Source organism: Saccharospirillaceae bacterium (assembly GCA_022448365.1).
GTDB lineage: Bacteria > Pseudomonadota > Gammaproteobacteria > Pseudomonadales > Oceanobacteraceae > Bacterioplanoides.
Genome location: JAKVCS010000006.1, coordinates 104,568 through 123,287 on the forward strand (window position 1 = coordinate 104,568; position 18,720 = coordinate 123,287).

Sequence of the window (18,720 nt, forward strand, 5' to 3'; positions counted from 1 at the left end):
CATGAACAACCCAAATACGATTTAAAAAACGGAGCCTAAAAAGCATGAGTGAATATTCTATTTTTACTTCTGAGTCCGTATCAGAAGGTCATCCGGATAAAGTCGCGGACCAGATTTCTGATGCCGTGCTGGATGCTATTATCGCCCGCGACCCATACGCCCGCGTTGCTGTAGAGACACTGGTAAAAACCGGCATGGCCGTGGTTGCTGGTGAAGTCACCACTTCCTGTTACGTTGATCTGGAAGATATCGTCCGTGATGTGATTACCGGCATTGGCTATAACAGCTCCGAGGTCGGTTTCGATGGCGCCACCTGTGCCGTATTAAACGGCATTGGTAAGCAATCTGTGGATATCAACCAGGGGGTTGACCGTGTTAAACCTGAAGATCAGGGTGCCGGCGACCAGGGCCTGATGTTTGGTTATGCAACGAACGAAACTGAAACGTTAATGCCTGCTCCGGTTTATTACGCCCACCGCCTGGTCGAGCGTCAGTCGGAACTGCGTACCAACGGCACTCTGCCGTGGTTGCGCCCAGATGCAAAATCGCAGGTAACCATTAACTGGGAAGGCGACACACCAAAGGTTGATGCGGTTGTTTTATCCACTCAGCACGACCCGGAAATCTCTCTCGAAGACCTGCGGGGCGCGGTATTAGAGCACATCATTAAAGCGGTATTGCCGGCTGAATGGTTGCACGAGGACACCCTCTACCACATTAATCCAACCGGCAACTTTGTGATTGGCGGGCCGGTGGGTGACGCTGGCCTGACTGGCCGCAAGATCATTGTCGATACCTATGGCGGTATGGCGCGTCACGGTGGTGGTGCCTTCTCCGGCAAAGATCCATCAAAAGTTGACCGTTCTGCTGCTTACATTGGTCGCTATGTCGCGAAAAACATTGTGGCTGCCCAACTGGCTGATAAGTGTGAAATTCAGGTGTCTTATGCCATTGGTGTTGCTGAACCAACGTCGATTTCGGTGAACACTTTTGGCACCGGCAAGATTTCTGACATCGAACTGGCGAACGTCATCCGCGAGGTTTTCGATCTTCGCCCGTACGCCATTCAGAATCAGCTGGAACTGCTGAACCCGATGTATCAGTTAACAGCGGCTTATGGCCACTTCGGTCGTGAGCCATTTGAATACACCTACGAATATGAAGATCAGGGCGAGAAGAAAAGTAAAACCTTTACTGCCTTTACCTGGGAACGTACTGACAAAGTGGATGCACTAAAAGCGGCCGCTGGCGTTTAACCGTTAATTATTCGAAACAACGTTAAAAAGCACACAGTGCAAGGGAAAGAATATGTCTTTTACCGATTATAAAGTTGCCGCTCAGGATGCTGAGCAATTTGCCCAAGACGCAGCCTGGGGCCGTAAAGAAATTGATATCGCAGAAGGCGAAATGCCGGCACTGATGGCGCTGCGTCGTAAGTACAAAGCCAGCCAACCGCTGAAAGGCGCGAAGATCATGGGCTGTATCCACATGACCATTCAGACTGCGGTTCTGATCGAAACTCTGGTTGATCTGGGCGCCGAAGTTCGCTGGTCGTCTTGCAACATTTTCTCTACTCAGGATCACGCTGCTGCCGCCATCGCTGCTGCTGGCATTCCGGTTTTCGCCTGGAAAGGTGAGACCGAAGAAGAGTTTTTGTGGTGCATCAAGCAAACCATCCTGTCTGAGAAAGAGGGAGACAACGTTTGGGATGCCAACATCATCCTCGACGATGGTGGTGACCTGACCGAAATGGTTCACAACGACTTCCCGCAAATGCTCGACAGCATTCATGGCATCTCCGAAGAGACGACCACCGGCGTGCACCGCCTGTTGGATATGCTCAGCAAAGATGAACTGAAAGTGCCGGCCATCAATGTTAATGATGCAGTCACCAAGTCGAAGAATGACAACAAATACGGTTGCCGCCATTCACTGAACGACGCCATCAAGCGCGGTACCGACCACCTGCTGTCTGGTAAGAAAGCGCTGGTTGTTGGTTATGGTGACGTAGGTAAGGGCTCTGCCGCCTCCCTGCGCCAGGAAGGCATGATCGTGAAAGTGACCGAAGTAGACCCGATTTGTGCGATGCAAGCGTGCATGGACGGCTTCGAAGTGGTTTCTCCGTATATCAATGGTGTGAACACCGGCGACCAGGATGGCATCGATAAGACACTGCTGGGCACTACCGACCTGATCGTAACGACCACCGGTAACGTCAATGTGTGTGATAAGAACATGCTGCAGGCGCTGAAGAGCGGTGCCGTTGTTTGTAACATCGGTCACTTTGATAATGAAATCGATACTGCTTTCATGCGCGAAAACTGGGAATGGGACGAAGTTAAGCCGCAGGTTCATAAAGTCATCCGTAATAAAGACACGAATGACCACCTGATCCTGCTATCTGAAGGTCGTTTGGTCAATTTGGGGAACGCAACTGGCCACCCAAGCCGTATCATGGATGGCTCTTTCGCTAACCAGGTATTGGCTCAGATCTATCTCTACGAAGCGAAGTTCGCTGATTTAAGCGAAGCTGAGAAGAAGGAAGGCATCTACGTGAAAGTTCTGCCGAAGAAGCTGGACGAGGAAGTAGCGAAAGATATGGTTGAAGGATTCGGCGGCGTGATCACCAAGCTTACGCAGGAACAGGCTGATTACATTGCAGTAGAAGTTGATGGTCCGTATAAGCCAGAAGCCTATAAGTACTAAGAGCTGATTCGCTCAAGGCCGATATCAGATAAAATGCTAAAAAACAGGTGCTGCGTGGATGCTGCACCTGAGCCCACCGGAAGGAATCCACAACGCTCGCCGGCACTTTATCGGGTATCCGAGCCTGACTTTGAACTTTTCCTACTTCGCAGAGAGTAGTTGAGGAAAAATATGACGACACTGAGTTTTGAATTCTTCCCAACCAAAACGGAAGAAGGGACCGAAAAGCTGCTGAAGGTTCGCGATGAACTGGCTGCTTTTGGCCCGGAGTTCTTCTCCGTAACTTATGGTGCCGGGGGATCAACCCGTGATCGTACTTATGCCATTGTTGCGGCCATTCAGGAGCGTGGAATTGCCGCAGCACCACACCTTGCCTGTATTGGTGGCAGCAAGACAGAAATTCGTGAAATTCTGCACCAGTACAAAGAGCTTGGTATTGACCGGATTGTAACACTGCGCGGGGATTTACCGTCCGGTGTCGGACTGGCTGCCAGTGAACTGCGTTTTGCAAATGAACTGGTGGAGTTTGTTCGCGAAGAAACGGGGGATCACTTCACCCTCGAAGTGGCTGCTTACCCTGAGATGCACCCTCAGGCAGACAACTTTGAAGCGGATTTGCAAAACTTTGTCCGCAAAGCGAAAGCGGGTGCCGACAGTGCCATCACCCAATATTTCTTCAATGCCGACAGCTATTTCTACTTTGTTGAACGCGTTCGGGCGATGGGTGTCGATATCCCGATCATCCCCGGTATCATGCCGATCACCAATTACAGCAAACTGGCCCGCTTCAGTGATTCATGTGGCGCAGAGATTCCGCGCTGGATTCGCAAGCAGCTCGAAGCCTACGGCGATGACGGCGACAGCATTAAGAAGTTTGGCGAGGAAGTCATCACCAACATGTGCAAACAGCTGCTTGATGGCGGTGCACCGGGTCTGCACTTCTATACCATGAACCAGGCGAAAGCCAGTCTGGATGTTTGGAAGAACCTGGTCTGAGAAGACTGACCCTTTCTTTGATCCTGCTCGCTTCATCCCCCTGTGTGTTTTCGCTAAAATGCGGGCAACACAGGGGAACCCATGAAAATTGTATTTTTTGCCGCCCGGCAATTACACCAAGAGTATTTTGACAAAGTCCGCCAGCAGCTGAACAGCAACTCTGTTGATGCTGAGGTTCTGTGGCATAAAGATTTGTGGAAAACTCTGAGCGGGTTCCTCAGCCTAGTTGGCTTTAAGCCGCCTATTTCAGCCAAAGATCTCACGAGTATTGTTGCTGATCATATTCGTGAAAAGCAAAACAGCCGCAAAGGCAGAGAGCGCTCTGCAGCCTATTGGCGCCTGTTTTCCATCATAAAACGTATTGAGTCTCGAATACTGTTTTCAATTTATCGTCAGGCATTAGCGCGCAGTAACGCCAGCTCATTGGTGATCTGGAATGGTTTGAAATATCGCCAATTAATCGCCATCAGTGCCGCCGAATCATTAGATATTCAGATTATCTACATGGAAAATGGACTATTGCCCGGCATGACAACCATGGATGCTCAGGGGATCAATTACCGTAACTCCGTTCCACGAGATTTCGATGCGTTTGAACAGCTGGCACCTATCGATCTGACTCCACTCAATACGGCATTAAAAGAGCAATTTACCGAACACCCAACGGATTTACCCGAACACTACATCTTTGTGCCGTTTCAGGTGAATACTGATAGCCAGGTTGTGCTGTTTTCGCACTGGATCAAAGACATGTTTGATCTGGTGAAGCAATTCGATATCGCAGCAGCGGAACTGGGCAATAAAATGCCAAACATCGTATTTAAACCCCACCCCGCCTGTGATCAGAAATACGACGAGCTGATCACCAGCTATCAAGATCACAGCAAATTGCACTTTGATACTCAAACAGCAACACCGGTTTTGATTCAACATGCAGATGCTGTAGCGACTATTAATTCAACCGTTGGCATCGAATCTTTGCTGCTGGATAAAAAACTGATCGTAATGGGTCAGGCCTTTTACAGCTATCCCTCGTTGAGCCTGATTGCAGATAGCCCACAGGCATTAAAACAAGCGCTGCTGGAAGTGCCGGCTTGGCAGCCGAATCGTCAGCATATCCAGCAATTGTTTCACTATCTGTCCCGGCATTATCAATTGCCGGGACGTTGGCAAGAAGCGCAACCCGATCATATCGAAGCATGCGGCAAACGCTTAATGGAGCTGGCAAAGTAATGGCAACACATCTGTTCTTAGCCTCCACGCCATTTAATATGCTCACTGCTGCAATGGTCGCTTTTGATCTTCCCGATCAGGATCAGGCCATTCTGGGTTTGATCGATCAACCGTCACAGCAACGTCCGTTTGTAGATGCTCTGATGGCATGGCAAGAATCTCCGTTTACTTGTATCCGGTTGTTATCAAACCAAGCCAAAGGCAAACAGAAGCGTCGCATCCGTCAACAGGCTTTCTCGAATATTGACCAACTGCTACAGAGTGTTAGCCCCGATCAGGTTTATACCGGCAATGATCGTCGGATTGAATTTCAGTACACGATGCACAAAAGCGAGAGCAGCGTGGGCGTGTATCTGGATGACGGAACCTATAGCTACCTGGGCGGCAAAAATCACTGGCTGAAGGACCGATTATTCGACAACCTGGTGAAAAAGCTGGCCTACGGCTTGTGGTGGAAACAACCACCGACTATTGGCGGTTCAGACTGGATTCAGCAAACCGTGTTAGCCTTTCCTGATGCAGCGTTTTCAGGGTTGAAAAGCAAACAATCCCGGGTCTTACCGCAAAATCTGAGTCGACCGGAGTTTGTATCACTGGCGCGGATATCCATCAATAATGCAGCCATTGGTGAGCAAGATCTTCTGGCACTCGATGCTCTGTTATTATTGCCGCATGAATCTGTGACCAACCCCACGATTCGCCAAAGATTAACCTATTGGTTAGCAGAGCGCGGTGGTAGAATCGCGTTCAAACACCATCCCCGCACGCCATTAACATCGGACGATGGGGATAAAAAAGCCTGGGGATTGCCGGAGGCAGCCATACAGGTACCGGCCGGCATCCCAATGGAGGTGCTGTTGCCATTAGTTAAAAAGGACTGCCAGTTAGCGGGAGATGTATCGACCGCTTTGCTTACCGCTAAGTGGCTGCGACCAGAGTTAGATGTAACCGCTTATTGTGCCGACGACACTGCTCGAGCCTGGATTGACCTGTTACACCGATTAGAAATCCAGACGGCCTGACACAGCGGATAGGACAAATTCATGTTATTAAAACCACTGCAGTATTGGTGGCACAGGTTGACTCGTAAGGGTGAACTCCGCTTAGCCATGACCATTCTGGTTAAGAACGAAATGGACATTATCGAAGATAATATCCGTTTTCACGCTCGCCAGGGAGTAGACTGCTTTGCCGTGATGGATAATGGTTCCGATGATGGCACTCGTCAGATACTGGAGAAACTCAAATCTGAGTTTGAGCTTCACGTTATTGACCAGCCAGCGCAAAATTATCAACAAGCAGCATGGATGACTCAGCTGGCAGAGTATGCACGCTCAGCTATGAACGCCGACCTGGTGATTAGCAATGATGCTGATGAATTCTGGGTAAGTGACAATGGTGGTTCCTTAAAACAGCATTTATCGACTCACGACTCGGTGATCACTGTAAAACGCCACAATATGGCCCTGTCTGAGAAAGCTCTGGAGCCAGGCTATCATTATATGGATAGCAATCTGGTTGTTAAAAACCCGATTATGTACGACTCCAACGCCCAGATTAATGAGTCTGCCGTCTCTATGCTACTGGTGAAAATCAGCCCTAAAACCATTGTAAACCCGCATGGGTTGATCAAAATGAAAGGCGGAAATCACAGAGCCAAACATGGATGGCGCCTGATCAATAAACGTGACGAAAACAATATTCACGTTTATCACTATCCGATTCGCAGCTACCAACAATTTGCAGCGAACATTCAGAACCGTAAACGCTTGCTGGAATCCACCAATGCACGTATGGGCGATCATTACCGCCGCTGGGTGAAGCTGCTGGATGAAGGAAGACTGGAACAGGAATTCCGGAAGTTTATTTTAACTGACAGTGATATTCAGGTTACAAATCGCCTGGGTATTACTCAAATCAATAAGCCATTGGAAGGGCGTTGATGTACTTTGAAAACTCTTCAATAAACTCTGCAAAGCTACTGAATACTGTAGTTTTTTCCCTCATATGTTGTTTTCTCGCTATTCACGCTTGGAATCAATCGCCCGTTACGGATGCAGCAATAGGACTATGGTTGATTGGGCTGAGCACAATTATCTGCCGAAAAGGTAAAGTGGAACTCAGTACGCCACAACTAAAAATCATCTTATCTTCATGCGTCGTATTCTTATCATCACTATCATCATGGTTGCTAGCAAGCTATGATGTAGAAGTAATAAATCTTGAACCAGATCTGAGATTTTTATTCCTTCCCCTGGTTATGATTGCGGTTATTCAGGCACGAATAACGAGTAAGCAATTAATTCTAGCATTGGTTTTTGCGGGTATTTCTTATGGTTTTTCTTCGATCTACCAACGATATGAACTCGGAATATTCAGGGTTCATGGCGATGAAAATCCGGTTACATACGGTAATGGCGCATTTTTGATTTTTGCATGTTTACTGTTCTCCATATTTTCGAAACCACCTAAACTCGTTCTTATTGGAATTGTTGTATCTGCTCCCCTTGCCCTATATGCTGCTTATCTTTCGGGCACTCGAGGGAGTTTTTTAGCCTTACCGCCACTGCTTTTATTATTATTGTATTTATTACGTGGATGGCAACGAGTATTTGGGATTGTAGTATCTATTATATTATTGCTTGCAGCCTCCAACATTGGCTATGTAGAAAAACAAATCGACAGAACAACAGCTTCATTCTCTCGCTTCGTACAAAGCGATGATGAAAATTCTTCTACTGGACAGCGGCTACTGTATTGGGAAAAAGCAATCTGCATGACGACAAAGCATCCCGTTTTTGGCAGTGGTCCCCTAACATACAAGGAAAGCATGCAAGATCAGGAATCATCCTGTACTTTTAAATCAAGTAGCGGCTATGTTAATCAGGCTCACAGTGTTTACTTGCAGACTTTGGCTACCAAAGGGATAGTTGGCCTTGTAGCAATAGTTACATTTTTTTTAACAATGATATTTGTCTCGTTAAGACAACACAGCAAAACAGGGATAATGACCACTGCTGCGATTATCGCAATGATGAGCTATGGTATTACGGTTGACTTGTTATTTAAAGTATCAGTTGCAGATCGTCATATTGTATTGCTTGGAATTTTAACTGGAATAGGATTGAAGAAAAGATGACACGCCTATTCCTTGTGACATCACCCTTGCATCTACTTGTTGCAATACTTATTGCCAGTAAATCGCGTAATGATAGAAACTTGACTATCTTGACTGGTAAGAATGAAGAGCGCTGTGTGCTATTTAAAAAACACCTTGAGTCTTGGGATACTTCTCCGTTTTCATCGGTAATCCATCTTGTCAATGGAAGAAATCCAGCCCACTTCAATCAGTATCTAAAACATGAAAAGATCGATGAAATTATAACAGGAAATGACCTTACACCTGAGTTCCATGCCTTACTGAGCTGTACTTCCTTGAACAAAGCAACAACAGTATCTTACATGGATGATGGGCTTTACTCGTATATTGAATACGAGAAGGAAGTTCCGAACAAAGCACTTTATCTGCTAAAGAACTTTTTCAGAGAAGCAACGAAAGGATACAAGAAACCTTTCCCACACACACTAGGTTCATCTCCACTGACCAGCAAGTGCTATCTCTTCTATCCTGAAAAGAGAAAACCAACACTTCAAAAGAAAAGCTGTGAATTAATCATATCGGATACAGAACAAATCAAGACTTTAAAGAGTTTTGCGAAACATCAATTAAAGCACTATAAGCTTCAGAGCTTAAAAGAAGGTTACAGATTGATCGCAATACCGCATCAAAAAGCACTAACAGATGCATTCAAACAGTCGTTGATAAAAGAAATTACTGATAGCTCAGGTTTAATCGCAATAAAAAACCATCCAAGTAACAATAGCGAAATACTTGGGACCTTGATCCCTCCAGAAACGGAATATATCGTTATTCCCCAAGAGGTTCCATTAGAGCTTTTGATATCTTTATATACTCCGAAGCAACTTATTTCAGGAGTGTCTAGCACAGCATTAACAGTAAAAGCTCTATCGCCGGAAACCAATATTAAAGCAATTAGCTGGCCGAAGGAGATAGAAAGTATCTTCTTTGACTTATCGGAGTATAAAAGTGATTCTATCGAAAGAAATTTTAACTAAGTTTAAAATACAAAGAAAAGTTAGAAAAAACCTGGCTAAGTTAAAGAGCTTCTGCAATTCCAATAGCTTAAATACTGTTAGTGTAAATAATATCTGTAACTATAAAAATTCAGATACCCTCTGCGTCCTAGCAAGTGGTAATAGCATAAATAGAATATCTGAAGAAGAATGGCGATTTATTAAGAAAAATGATAGCGCTTCGTTAAACAACACCATCCTTCACAAACATATACCGACATACTTATTCTATGAAACGGATTCAAATCAAAAGTCACACCTAGAACTTAATAAACTAAAGTTCGAGAATCTAAAATTAAGGTCTGAAGAACTTCAGAAATCAGCTATTATTTGGCATTATCAGGAAAAACGTTATTTCGATTTGCAGCTCCTGATTGATAATAATCTAATTCACAATAGCTTTTTTCAAGGGAGTTATAGCCTTCCAGGGGAAAGTAAAGATGAGCTGGATAATTCCTTGATAATAGCTCATAAAAATGGACTTACAAAGAAACCTGAAGTAGGTCTCTATAGAAGAGGGTCATTAGCAAGAATAGTTCACTTTGCCATTGCCATGCATTACAAAAAGGTTATTTTTTTTGGTGCTGATTTAAATGGTCCAGAGTACTTTTTTGATAGCTACCAAGATGAAGATTTCCCCAAAGGGTGTAAACCTCCTGTATTACAAAATTACATTTATAACAGCCGGGAGGGTAAGAAGAAGCAAGATAAGATACATATGACGGTTGATCCGAGCGTTCATCCAGTGACAATGATCAACGTAATCGAAAGAATGAATAAGAAGTGGTGCAAACCAGATGGTTTAATTCTGGAAGTATTCAACTCAGATTCCGCACTAGCAGATATATTAGAAATCTCCGCTAATATGGACAGCTCAATCTGAGCTGTCCATATGGAGAATTACTCTAAAAGAATCCATGTTGTTCCGTTAAAGACTCAACATCTACACCTTTAGCTATATCAACTAAAATTGACTTTTCGTTGGATGCTATTTCAAATACCCGCTTTATTACTTCCTTTTCATACTTTCTGGGTACCACAACTACGCCATCCTGATCCGCATACACAAGGTCATTTGGTGATACTTTGACGCCATCCATATCAATGGTCTTATTAATACTCTCCAGTGTCGCTCTCCTACGGACATCTTGGCAAGTCTGCCCCTTTGAGAATACGGGAAATCCCAGGTCAAAGACTTCTCTGGTATCTCTCGTCATACCACCGATGATAGCCGCAGTCGCTCCAGAGCGAATCGCCAGGTTAGCATTCAGCTCGCCGAAGTAAGCACAGTCACTAACTTCATTTTCAACCAGAATAATATCGTTTGGTACAATACTTTCATAAGATTTAAGTGCCTTATAAATACCCCTATAATCTTCATCGGCATTTAGTTTACGAATCTTAAGAGTCTTTGCCCGACCAATAGCAGAGACACCATCAATATTACCTTTAAAGCCCTTAAGAACACCGTTAACGCCCAAATCATCCAATATATCTGATAAAATTGAACTGGTAATATGGGTCTTTATGTTGCTCAACAACTTACGATCTTTTTCCCGAATACCTGCTGCCATTAAGTTGGCCAATTCAAAATCTTCCGGCCAGTTAACATCAATTGCTTCTATTGGAGAAGCTTCCAATTGATAAGGAAGGTCGCCTATTCTACGTTGAGTTCGCCGCGCAGCATCGGATGATACAATATATAACCCCATCGTTTCGATAACGCTGTCTTCCAAGTCAACGCTGTTAGGAATATTTTCAATATCATATATTGGACCATTATCATTCCACTGGTACTGCTTATCACGACGAACTAAAACTGCAGAATCGAATTTTTTCGAGGCAACTTTATCGATCCCTTTACGAATTGTCTCAGGATCAATAAAGGGGCTTGTACACAGCATCTGTATGTAAATATCTGCCTCCACACTGTCAACCTCATTCATGAACAATCGATTTCCATCGGTCTTGTTACTCGCTAAATCGGGAGATCTACGCAGTACATAGCAATCTAGCTCAGAAGCCAGGTCAGCAACAGCATCGCATTCTGTATCTAAATAAACCTCATCAATAAAGTCACAGGCAACAAGTTTTTCTAACGAGTGTAAAAATAAGGGTTTCCCATCAAGTAGCTGGACATTCTTATTAGGGATACGGGAACTGGTACCTTTTGCAGGCAAAAATGCGACAACTTTCATATATAACCATTTCAATTTGAACACACATAGACTGTTTACTACTTTAACGCTGTCCAGAATTAGCGCAACTTTATTATCATCATCTATTTGCTCGCTATCACTCAAAAACGAACTTGATACTCGCTTATCCATCCATTCTTGAATAAAACAAGTAAGTCAAGGAAAATGTCAGCAACATAGGTTAACCGGAGCTGAATAGACCTGTCAAAAAAGTGGATATATTGTTTCAGCTCCGGGGCTTTATTTCAGCAATATGACAAGACACAATACAGCCTCCATTAATTTGTATTGTGTCATCATGCGCCGTATTCCAACGAACCCATTATTCTGGTCCCTTGCTGTATTACTATTCCCGCTGCTAATCGAGGTCAGTTTCTCTGATTTTGTCCGAGAGGGAGAATACAACTCACGCATCGGCTGGTCATTCATTACTGCGCTACTTATCAGTTTGGCGAACCGTCGCTGGGTAACGGCAGCAGTACTTTTACCGTTCATGATTGGTGGTTTGGCCGACATCGGTTACGCCTATACGTTTGGCGGCGTATTCACAACAGCAACCATTGAAGCGGTTGTTCACACTGACTCATCCGAAGCCAATGAGTTCTTCGCAGCATACGCGTCCTTGCCACTGGTCGGCCTGTATCTGGTTCACTGGCTCATCTATGCAGCTGCTGTTCACTATTCGCAGGCTGTATCGACCAAAGGCTGGCGGCGCACCATCGTCACAATGGGTGTATTACTGATGGTTGTTGTTATTCATCGCACCACCGTCATGGGTAAGTTCCACGATACAATCCCCGGAGTGCTGGGGACCATGCCTTCCTACTATCGGGGTGCTATTTCGCTGGAAAAAGAAGTCGAGTTACGCAAACAGCTGGTGAGTAACACCGACGTCGTTGCTGACGTTATAGAAACCGAGCCTCAAACTCATATTTTCATCGTTGGAGAAAGCCTGACACGAAATCATATGGAAGTGTACGGTTATCATCGCGCAACAACGCCTGGTCTGGCTAAGATGGGAAATCTCATTCTGATGAATGACGTAATCAGTAGCCACGCCCAAACACAAGCCTCGTTGAGGGTTGCCTTGACGGCTGCAGAGTCTGAAGACGGTAATAAATATCGCAACTCGCTTAGTGTGATTGATATCGCTAATCTCGCCGGCTACAAAACCTGGTGGATATCCAATCAACAGCCACAGCGGGCGACCATTGCTTCCATCTCACACCAGGCTGATGTGCCTCACTATATTTCGAACGACTACAATGGGGTTGAAGTCGCTCGTTATGACGAATATATGCAACCTGTGATTGAAAAGGCGTTGCGTGATCCAGCGGATAAGAAAGCCATTTTTATTCATATGATGGGGAGTCACGCCCAGTATAAGAATCGCTATCCCGAACAGTTTGTTCATTTTAAAGACAATGATGTTATCGCTTACCGCCAAGAGCCTTCAGCCAATGAGGTTCAGGCCATTAACGATTATGACAACTCGGTACTCTACAATGATCATGTTGTAATGCAGATTATCAACGCTCTGAAAGATTCAGGAAGTGGCAACAAGAGCCTGACGTACTTTTCAGATCATGGTGAGGAAGTCTACCGTGAAGCGAAAATTAAAGGTCATGGGCCGGATAATGTCACCGCCAATATGATCGAAATTCCACTGATTGTATGGAGTTCGGAATCAGATAATGAAGCTATGCTGGCTCTGAAGGAAAATAGTAAAAAACCGTTCATGCTGGATAACTTTTATCAACTGGCTGGTAGCCTGATGGCCATTAAGTCTGACGCTTTGAATCCTGCTCACAGCCCGGCAGATAAGGCCTATCAGGCTGATTCAAGTCGCAAAGTGTATCGACTGAATTACGATAGCGAACTCAAGAAATAATGACAGGCTCCACGTGCCAACTTCATTGCTGAAGCTGGCACGCAGTCTGTTATCAACGCTGACTGTATCGACCGCCACCATTTTTGGTTACAGAAGCTGTTTCTAACATTTCAGGCTGGAATACCATAATGCGCTGCACACAGTGCTTATCAACATCTGGGAAGTAATTAAACCCACCCCGCTGTCTGGCAGACTTAAGCTCAATAGCAAAAGTATGACACGCAAGATCGTCTGAAGTGGCTTTCGCCAGTTTCATTTCGTTGGAAGAAAAGCCTGCAGTCGCAGACGAAGCTGCCAGCACTAAAGCGGCGGCCGTTAATGTTGTTTGAATTTTGCCAAACATCCGTAATACCTCAGAAAGAGAAAACTACAGGTGATTGAGCTGGAATCGGGCAGGAATACCCAGAAGACTAATGAGTCAAAGAGCAGTAACGCCCTTCTTCAGAAGCATCATGATTGGTCCAGCAACCCCGCTATCGTATTGGGTAGGTAATACCCGACTTAGACCGGAGGCTTTGCGTCCCGGGCTTTCGCACCGGTTTGCCTTTATTCACCACTCAGTGAACGCAGCCAGAACCGGAATTAGTTCCGACCACTCGAGCTAGTCTAGTGATATGTATCCATTAAACCCAGATACAAAGCGATACAGAATATGTCTTTTTGTTAATGTGCGTCAGAGATCCAGCTATTTTTGGCTTTGAGAGGCTTTCAAACACCATCGAGGCAGCCTCACCAAAGCAACACATATTGTTTTAAACCAACAAATAGCCACCATCCACATTGATTGTCGTGCCGGTTGTGTACGAAGACGCTCCAGATGCCAGATACAGCACAGTTCCCGCCATTTCTTCCGGCATTGCAACACGCTTCATAGGAATATGCATCATCGCCTGTTTCAGAATGGCATCATTACTGGTTAACGCTGAAGCAAACTTGGTATCGGTTAAACCAGGCAGTAGGGCATTGACACGAATACCCAGAGTTGCACATTCCTTAGCGAACGTTTTTGTCATAGAAATAACGGCAGCTTTAGTAATGGAATAAATACCCTGGAAGTCACCCGGTATTACACCGTTTACCGACGCCACGTTAATAATGCTGCCGCCACCGCTTTTTTTCATGAGCTTGCCACCGAGTGTCGACATAAAGAAATAGCCGCGAATATTAACATCGGCTGTTTTCTGGAATGCCGCCAGATCGGTATCGAGAACATGGCCAAAATACGGATTCGCTGCCGCATTATTCACCAGGATATCAAGTTTTCCATGCTGCTCTTCAATGGTTTTAAAACAGGCTTCAATCTGCTCCATTTCACCAATATGGCAAGCTAACGCTTCAGCACTGCCACCAGCTTCTTTAATCTCGTCGGCAACACGCTGGCAGCCGTCAATTTTTCGGCTGGAGACAATCACATGGGCACCGGCTGAGGCTAGTAACTTAGCAATGCTCTCACCAATACCACGACTGGCACCGGTAACCAGAGCAACACGACCGGAAATATTAAATAATTCTTGTGGATTCATTCTATTGTCCTTGTTTAACGCGCTGCTAATCAGCGGTAGGTAAGATATCGCTGACCCGCAGCGGCTAAATGATGATGTTCGTTACAGCTGGCCAAACTTTTTTTGCCAGCACTGTTATATAAGACATGACTGATACCGGCATTCCAGAAGGTCCAGTTCAGGTCAAAAGCTTTCTCATTGCTCAATCCCAGACATTGCTGAGCAATTGCGGTTACCGGACCGCCTGAGGTAAATACCACGGCATTTTTACCATCGAGTTGTGCTATCAGTTGATCCAGCGCCTGAGTACATCTTGAAGTGAATTCCAACCAGGATTCCTGATAGTCGTTATGTTCTCCGGATGTCCAGCGAGAAACCGCTTCGGCAAATACCTCTTGAAATGCTTTATGGCGATTTTTCTGAGCTAATAGCCAGGCACCAAAGGCGGCTTTATTTTTGAACTTAGGGAACGCACAGGCCACAACATCATCAGAGTCAAACTCGTTAAAACCCGGCATTTCAATTACCGGGCCATAGCTGTGCCAGTTTTTCTGAGCAGCCTGCATGGTTTCCCGATGCCGTACCATAGCACCATGCGCCACCTTACCTGCTTCGATGCCTCGAGCATTTAATGCCTGGCCCACCAGCTCACCCTGCTGCCAGCCCAGACCCGATAGCTGATCGTAATTCAGCTTGCCAAAACCAGCCTGACCGTGACGGACTAAATAAATACTGGCCATAACGAATCAGGCTTTGGGTAGATTACTGGCGCGAATTATCTTTTTACAGCGCCAGTTAATGTAATGCACAAACAACCAGAAATTCTTAAATGCCGGATTATCAGTTTGCTTGTGGTGATAACGATAATAAATCTGCTGTACGATTACCGCTAAACGGAACAGACCAAAGACCTCATAAAACGGCCACATCCGGCTATCGAGGTCCATCTTTTCGCAGTAATAGTCCACAATCTGTTGGCGCGTCATCATACCGTCTAAATGGCTCGGCTGACGCCGGATAGAACGCATCAGAAAATCGTCATCGGCTTGTACCCAATACGCTAATGCCCCCCCCAAATCCATTAAAGGATCTCCCAGGGTGGCCATTTCCCAATCGAGTACGCCAAGAATGTCGCCAGGATTATCGGGATTTAATACCACGTTATCCATACGATAGTCATTGTGTATGATGCAGGTTTTAACATCATCTGGCTGATTGTCGGCTAACCATCTTATGGTCTTCTTGAAGCCGGGTACATTCCAGGTTTTCGACTGTAAAAATCGCTTACTCCAGCCTTCAACCTGGCGCTTGACATAGCCCTGGCCTTTGCCCAAATCTTCCAAACCTGCCGCCTGATAATCGACCTGATGCAGGTCGATTAATTTATCGATTACCGATGTGCAAAGCGCCTGTGCCTGCTGTTTACTGAGTGTCATTCCTTTGGGTAAATTCCCCCGTGGGATAATACCGACCAGGCGTTCCATCACGTAAAAATCACAGTCAATGACGCTGTGGTCGTCACAAAAAGCAATCATTTCCGGAACAAAGGGGTACACCGGTTTCAAGCGCGCCATCACGTTATATTCTCGTTTCATATCGTGGGCACTGGCCGCTTTGTGGCCAGCCGGTGGACGACGCAGGATATACTCTTTTTCGCGGTAACTTAGCTGATAGGTCAGGTTAGAGGCACCACCCGAAAATTGTTTAACCTGTGGCAATTCTTCGCCCAGATCAAGGCCCTGAGCATTTAACCAATAATGAACGGCAGCAACATCGAACGAGTCACTGCTGCGCAGTTCTTTCGGTTTGTCGATATATTGATCCGTCATTTAGCAGAAGCCTCCCCCCGCTCTTCAGCAACGGCTCGTTGTAATGGCGTCTTAATATTCGGATCACGGGATTTGAGAGCCTTGGCAAATTTATCCATCTGAATGCGGAATAACCAGGGTAAGTACTTTTTAACAAAATACGCACGGCGTCCTGTTGGGTGAGGATTACAAATAACCTGATTCTTTTGCATCGCGTTAAACGCTGCGTCAGCAATATCGTCGGCATTTAATTCAGATGCCTCAAAGACTTTGTCGACGAATTTATGCATTTGTGGATCAGAGGTTCTCATGCCTTTATCGAGATTAGTGCGGAAGAACCCCGGACACAAAGCGGTTGTACCAATACCATAGGGTTTTAATTCAAAGTGCAGCGTTTCAGATAACGCAACAACCGCCGCCTTCGTAGTATTGTACGACCCCATAGCCGGTGCTTTCATCAACCCTGCCAGCGAGGCGACATTAATAAAGTAGCCTGAACCTTGCTGTTTCATCATCGGCGTGAACGTGCGACACCCAAGAGCTACCCCTTTGATGTTAATGTCGATGACCCAATCCCACCAGCTCCACTCACCCGCTTCGATACGGTCTCCGGTAGCAACGCCAGCATTGTTAATAACAACATCGATGCCTTTCCATCGTTGCTCGACCTCGCTACGCAACTCGTTCCACTGTGATTCAGAACGCACATCGAGGTGATAAATCCAGCCGCAGCCGCCGGCTTTTTTTACCAGCTCCAGGGTTTCCTGAGAACCTTCGTCATTAATATCAGCGATACAAATCTGCGCGCCAATTTTCGCAAAACGTAACGCTAAGGCCCGGCCTAAACCGGAGGCTGCACCTGTAATCAGAACTTTTTGTGTCATGGGTTTGCTCTACATGAAATCTATATAGTTATTTATTCACATAACAAATGGCTCCTTAAGAGCCATTTGTGCCATTGATCGTCAATTAGCTATTCCTTTGCCATCAAGTGACGGTATTTGGCCAGCTCAAATTTAGCGACCAGACCACGATGCACTTCATCAGGGCCATCGGCAAGGCGAATGGCACGTGCTGCCATAAAGATCCCCGCCAGCGGGAAATCATCGGATAAACCACCGCCACCATGTATCTGCATAGCGGCATCGGCAATTTCCTGAGCCATATTCGGAGCAACCACTTTAATCTGCGAGATATCGCTGATGGCACCCATACCTCCTACTTTGTCGATCTTCCAGGCTGCCTTCAGCACCAACAACCGAGCCTGTTCTATATTCATCCGGGCATTGGCAATAATGTCGCGGTTACCACCCAGATTGGCAATTGGTTTGCCAAAGGCGACGCGCGAAACAGCGCGCTTGCACATCAGCTCCAACGCTTTTTCAGCACCACCAATAATTCGCATGCAGTGGTGAATCCGACCGGGTCCTAAACGGCCCTGGGCAATTTCAAAACCACGGCCCGGCCCTGCAATGACGTTACTTATTGGAACCCGTACATTGGTAAAACTGATTTCACCGTGACCAAAAGGCTCGTCGTAATGGCCAAATACCGGCAACATCCGCTCAATTTTTACGCCGGGTGCATCCATTGGAAATAACACCATGGAGTGCTGCTGGTGACGATTAGCATCGGGGTTAGTCAGGCCCATAAAAATACCGACTTTGCAGTTCGGATGACCAATACCGGTGCTCCACCACTTACGTCCGTTCAACACAATTTCATCACCGTCTACAACAGCGGTGGCCGCCATATTAGTGGCATCAGAGGAAGCAACACCCGGCTCTGTCATACAAAAGGCCGAACGAATTTCACCGGCCATTAGCGGCTTCAGCCATTGCTCCTGTTGCTCTGACGTGCCGTATTTTTCCAATACTTCCATATTGCCGGTGTCAGGTGCATTACAATTGAACACCTCGGAGGCAATAAAGGAACGTCCCATCAGCTCAGCCAGAGGCGCATATTCAAGGTTACTTAAACCAACGCCGTGTTCTTCATTCGGGAAAAACAGATTCCACAAGCCTGCTGCCTTTGCCTTGGCTTTTAACTCTTCAATAATAGGCAGCACCACCCATTTATTATCCAGGCTGTGCAGCTCACGCAGATAGTCTTCTTCAACCGGTTCAATTTCGGTTTTCATAAAATCGCTGACGCGTTTGATGTATTCCTGCGCCTTGGGGGAATGATCGAAATCCATAACTCAGCTCCGCTGGTTCGTAACAGTCAAATCA

General features: G+C 45.9%; 17 protein-coding genes and 1 riboswitch. Of the genes, 10 read left to right on the top strand and 7 right to left on the bottom strand.

From position 1 onward, the window contains the following. Positions 1–44: 44 nt before the first annotated feature. From metK to MK185_16245, 9 genes are all read left to right on the top strand, one after another. A complete protein-coding gene (metK, locus tag MK185_16205) occupies positions 45–1,256 on the top strand; it encodes a methionine adenosyltransferase (GenBank protein MCH2042175.1) in 1,212 nt (403 codons plus the stop codon). 52 nt (positions 1,257–1,308) lie between these two features. Then, positions 1,309–2,706 (top strand): adenosylhomocysteinase, encoded by a 1,398-nt coding sequence (gene ahcY, locus MK185_16210; GenBank protein ID MCH2042176.1) that lies wholly within the window; start codon positions 1,309–1,311, stop codon positions 2,704–2,706. A gap of 171 nt (positions 2,707–2,877) precedes the next feature. Continuing rightward, positions 2,878–3,702: a methylenetetrahydrofolate reductase [NAD(P)H] gene (metF, locus tag MK185_16215; GenBank protein ID MCH2042177.1), complete on the top strand. Its 825-nt coding sequence runs from the start codon at positions 2,878–2,880 to the stop codon at positions 3,700–3,702. Positions 3,703–3,783: 81 nt separating this feature from the next. After that, positions 3,784–4,935, top strand: coding sequence for a hypothetical protein (locus MK185_16220; protein ID MCH2042178.1), 1,152 nt, complete (start codon positions 3,784–3,786; stop codon positions 4,933–4,935). Next, positions 4,935–5,957 (top strand): alpha-2,8-polysialyltransferase family protein, encoded by a 1,023-nt coding sequence (locus tag MK185_16225; GenBank protein MCH2042179.1) that lies wholly within the window; start codon positions 4,935–4,937, stop codon positions 5,955–5,957. Before MK185_16220 ends, MK185_16225 begins: the two co-directional genes overlap by 1 nt. 21 nt (positions 5,958–5,978) lie before the next feature. Then, positions 5,979–6,878: a glycosyltransferase family 2 protein gene (locus tag MK185_16230; protein MCH2042180.1), complete on the top strand. Its 900-nt coding sequence runs from the start codon at positions 5,979–5,981 to the stop codon at positions 6,876–6,878. Beyond that, positions 6,878–8,074, top strand: coding sequence for an O-antigen ligase family protein (locus tag MK185_16235; protein MCH2042181.1), 1,197 nt, complete (start codon positions 6,878–6,880; stop codon positions 8,072–8,074). Before MK185_16230 ends, MK185_16235 begins: the two co-directional genes overlap by 1 nt. Further along, positions 8,071–9,072, top strand: coding sequence for a hypothetical protein (locus tag MK185_16240; protein ID MCH2042182.1), 1,002 nt, complete (start codon positions 8,071–8,073; stop codon positions 9,070–9,072). Before MK185_16235 ends, MK185_16240 begins: the two co-directional genes overlap by 4 nt. After that, positions 9,044–9,973: a hypothetical protein gene (locus MK185_16245; protein MCH2042183.1), complete on the top strand. Its 930-nt coding sequence runs from the start codon at positions 9,044–9,046 to the stop codon at positions 9,971–9,973. The genes MK185_16240 and MK185_16245 overlap by 29 nt, the downstream gene beginning before the upstream one ends. A 22-nt stretch (positions 9,974–9,995) precedes the next feature. On the opposite strand, the gene MK185_16250 is transcribed toward MK185_16245, so the two are convergent. Beyond that, on the bottom strand, positions 9,996–11,420 hold the full coding sequence (locus MK185_16250) for an NTP transferase domain-containing protein (GenBank protein MCH2042184.1): 1,425 nt from the start codon (positions 11,418–11,420) through the stop codon (positions 9,996–9,998). 166 nt (positions 11,421–11,586) lie between these two features. On the opposite strand from MK185_16250, the gene MK185_16255 reads away from it, so the two are divergent. Further along, positions 11,587–13,179, top strand: coding sequence for a lipid A phosphoethanolamine transferase (locus MK185_16255; GenBank protein ID MCH2042185.1), 1,593 nt, complete (start codon positions 11,587–11,589; stop codon positions 13,177–13,179). 52 nt (positions 13,180–13,231) lie between these two features. Here MK185_16255 and MK185_16260 read toward each other — a convergent pair whose 3' ends face one another. From MK185_16260 to MK185_16285, 6 genes are all read right to left on the bottom strand, one after another. Next, the gene (locus MK185_16260; protein ID MCH2042186.1) at positions 13,232–13,522 is read right to left on the bottom strand and encodes a hypothetical protein; all 291 of its coding nucleotides are present in this window, start codon (positions 13,520–13,522) and stop codon (positions 13,232–13,234) included. A gap of 117 nt (positions 13,523–13,639) precedes the next feature. After that, a riboswitch (cyclic di-GMP riboswitch) is annotated at positions 13,640–13,734 on the bottom strand. A 197-nt stretch (positions 13,735–13,931) separates the two neighbouring features. Next, positions 13,932–14,702: an SDR family oxidoreductase gene (locus MK185_16265; GenBank protein ID MCH2042187.1), complete on the bottom strand. Its 771-nt coding sequence runs from the start codon at positions 14,700–14,702 to the stop codon at positions 13,932–13,934. Between the two features lie 29 nt (positions 14,703–14,731). Then, complete coding sequence (locus tag MK185_16270; GenBank protein ID MCH2042188.1) at positions 14,732–15,421, bottom strand: histidine phosphatase family protein; 690 nt, start codon at positions 15,419–15,421, stop codon at positions 14,732–14,734. 6 nt (positions 15,422–15,427) lie between these two features. Then, on the bottom strand, positions 15,428–16,510 hold the full coding sequence (locus MK185_16275; GenBank protein ID MCH2042189.1) for a phosphotransferase family protein: 1,083 nt from the start codon (positions 16,508–16,510) through the stop codon (positions 15,428–15,430). Continuing rightward, positions 16,507–17,373, bottom strand: a complete 867-nt coding sequence (locus tag MK185_16280) for an SDR family oxidoreductase (protein ID MCH2042190.1) — start codon at positions 17,371–17,373, stop codon at positions 16,507–16,509. The genes MK185_16275 and MK185_16280 overlap by 4 nt, the downstream gene beginning before the upstream one ends. 89 nt (positions 17,374–17,462) lie before the next feature. After that, the gene (locus MK185_16285; protein ID MCH2042191.1) at positions 17,463–18,686 is read right to left on the bottom strand and encodes an acyl-CoA dehydrogenase family protein; all 1,224 of its coding nucleotides are present in this window, start codon (positions 18,684–18,686) and stop codon (positions 17,463–17,465) included. Between the last annotated feature and the right edge of the window lie 34 nt (positions 18,687–18,720).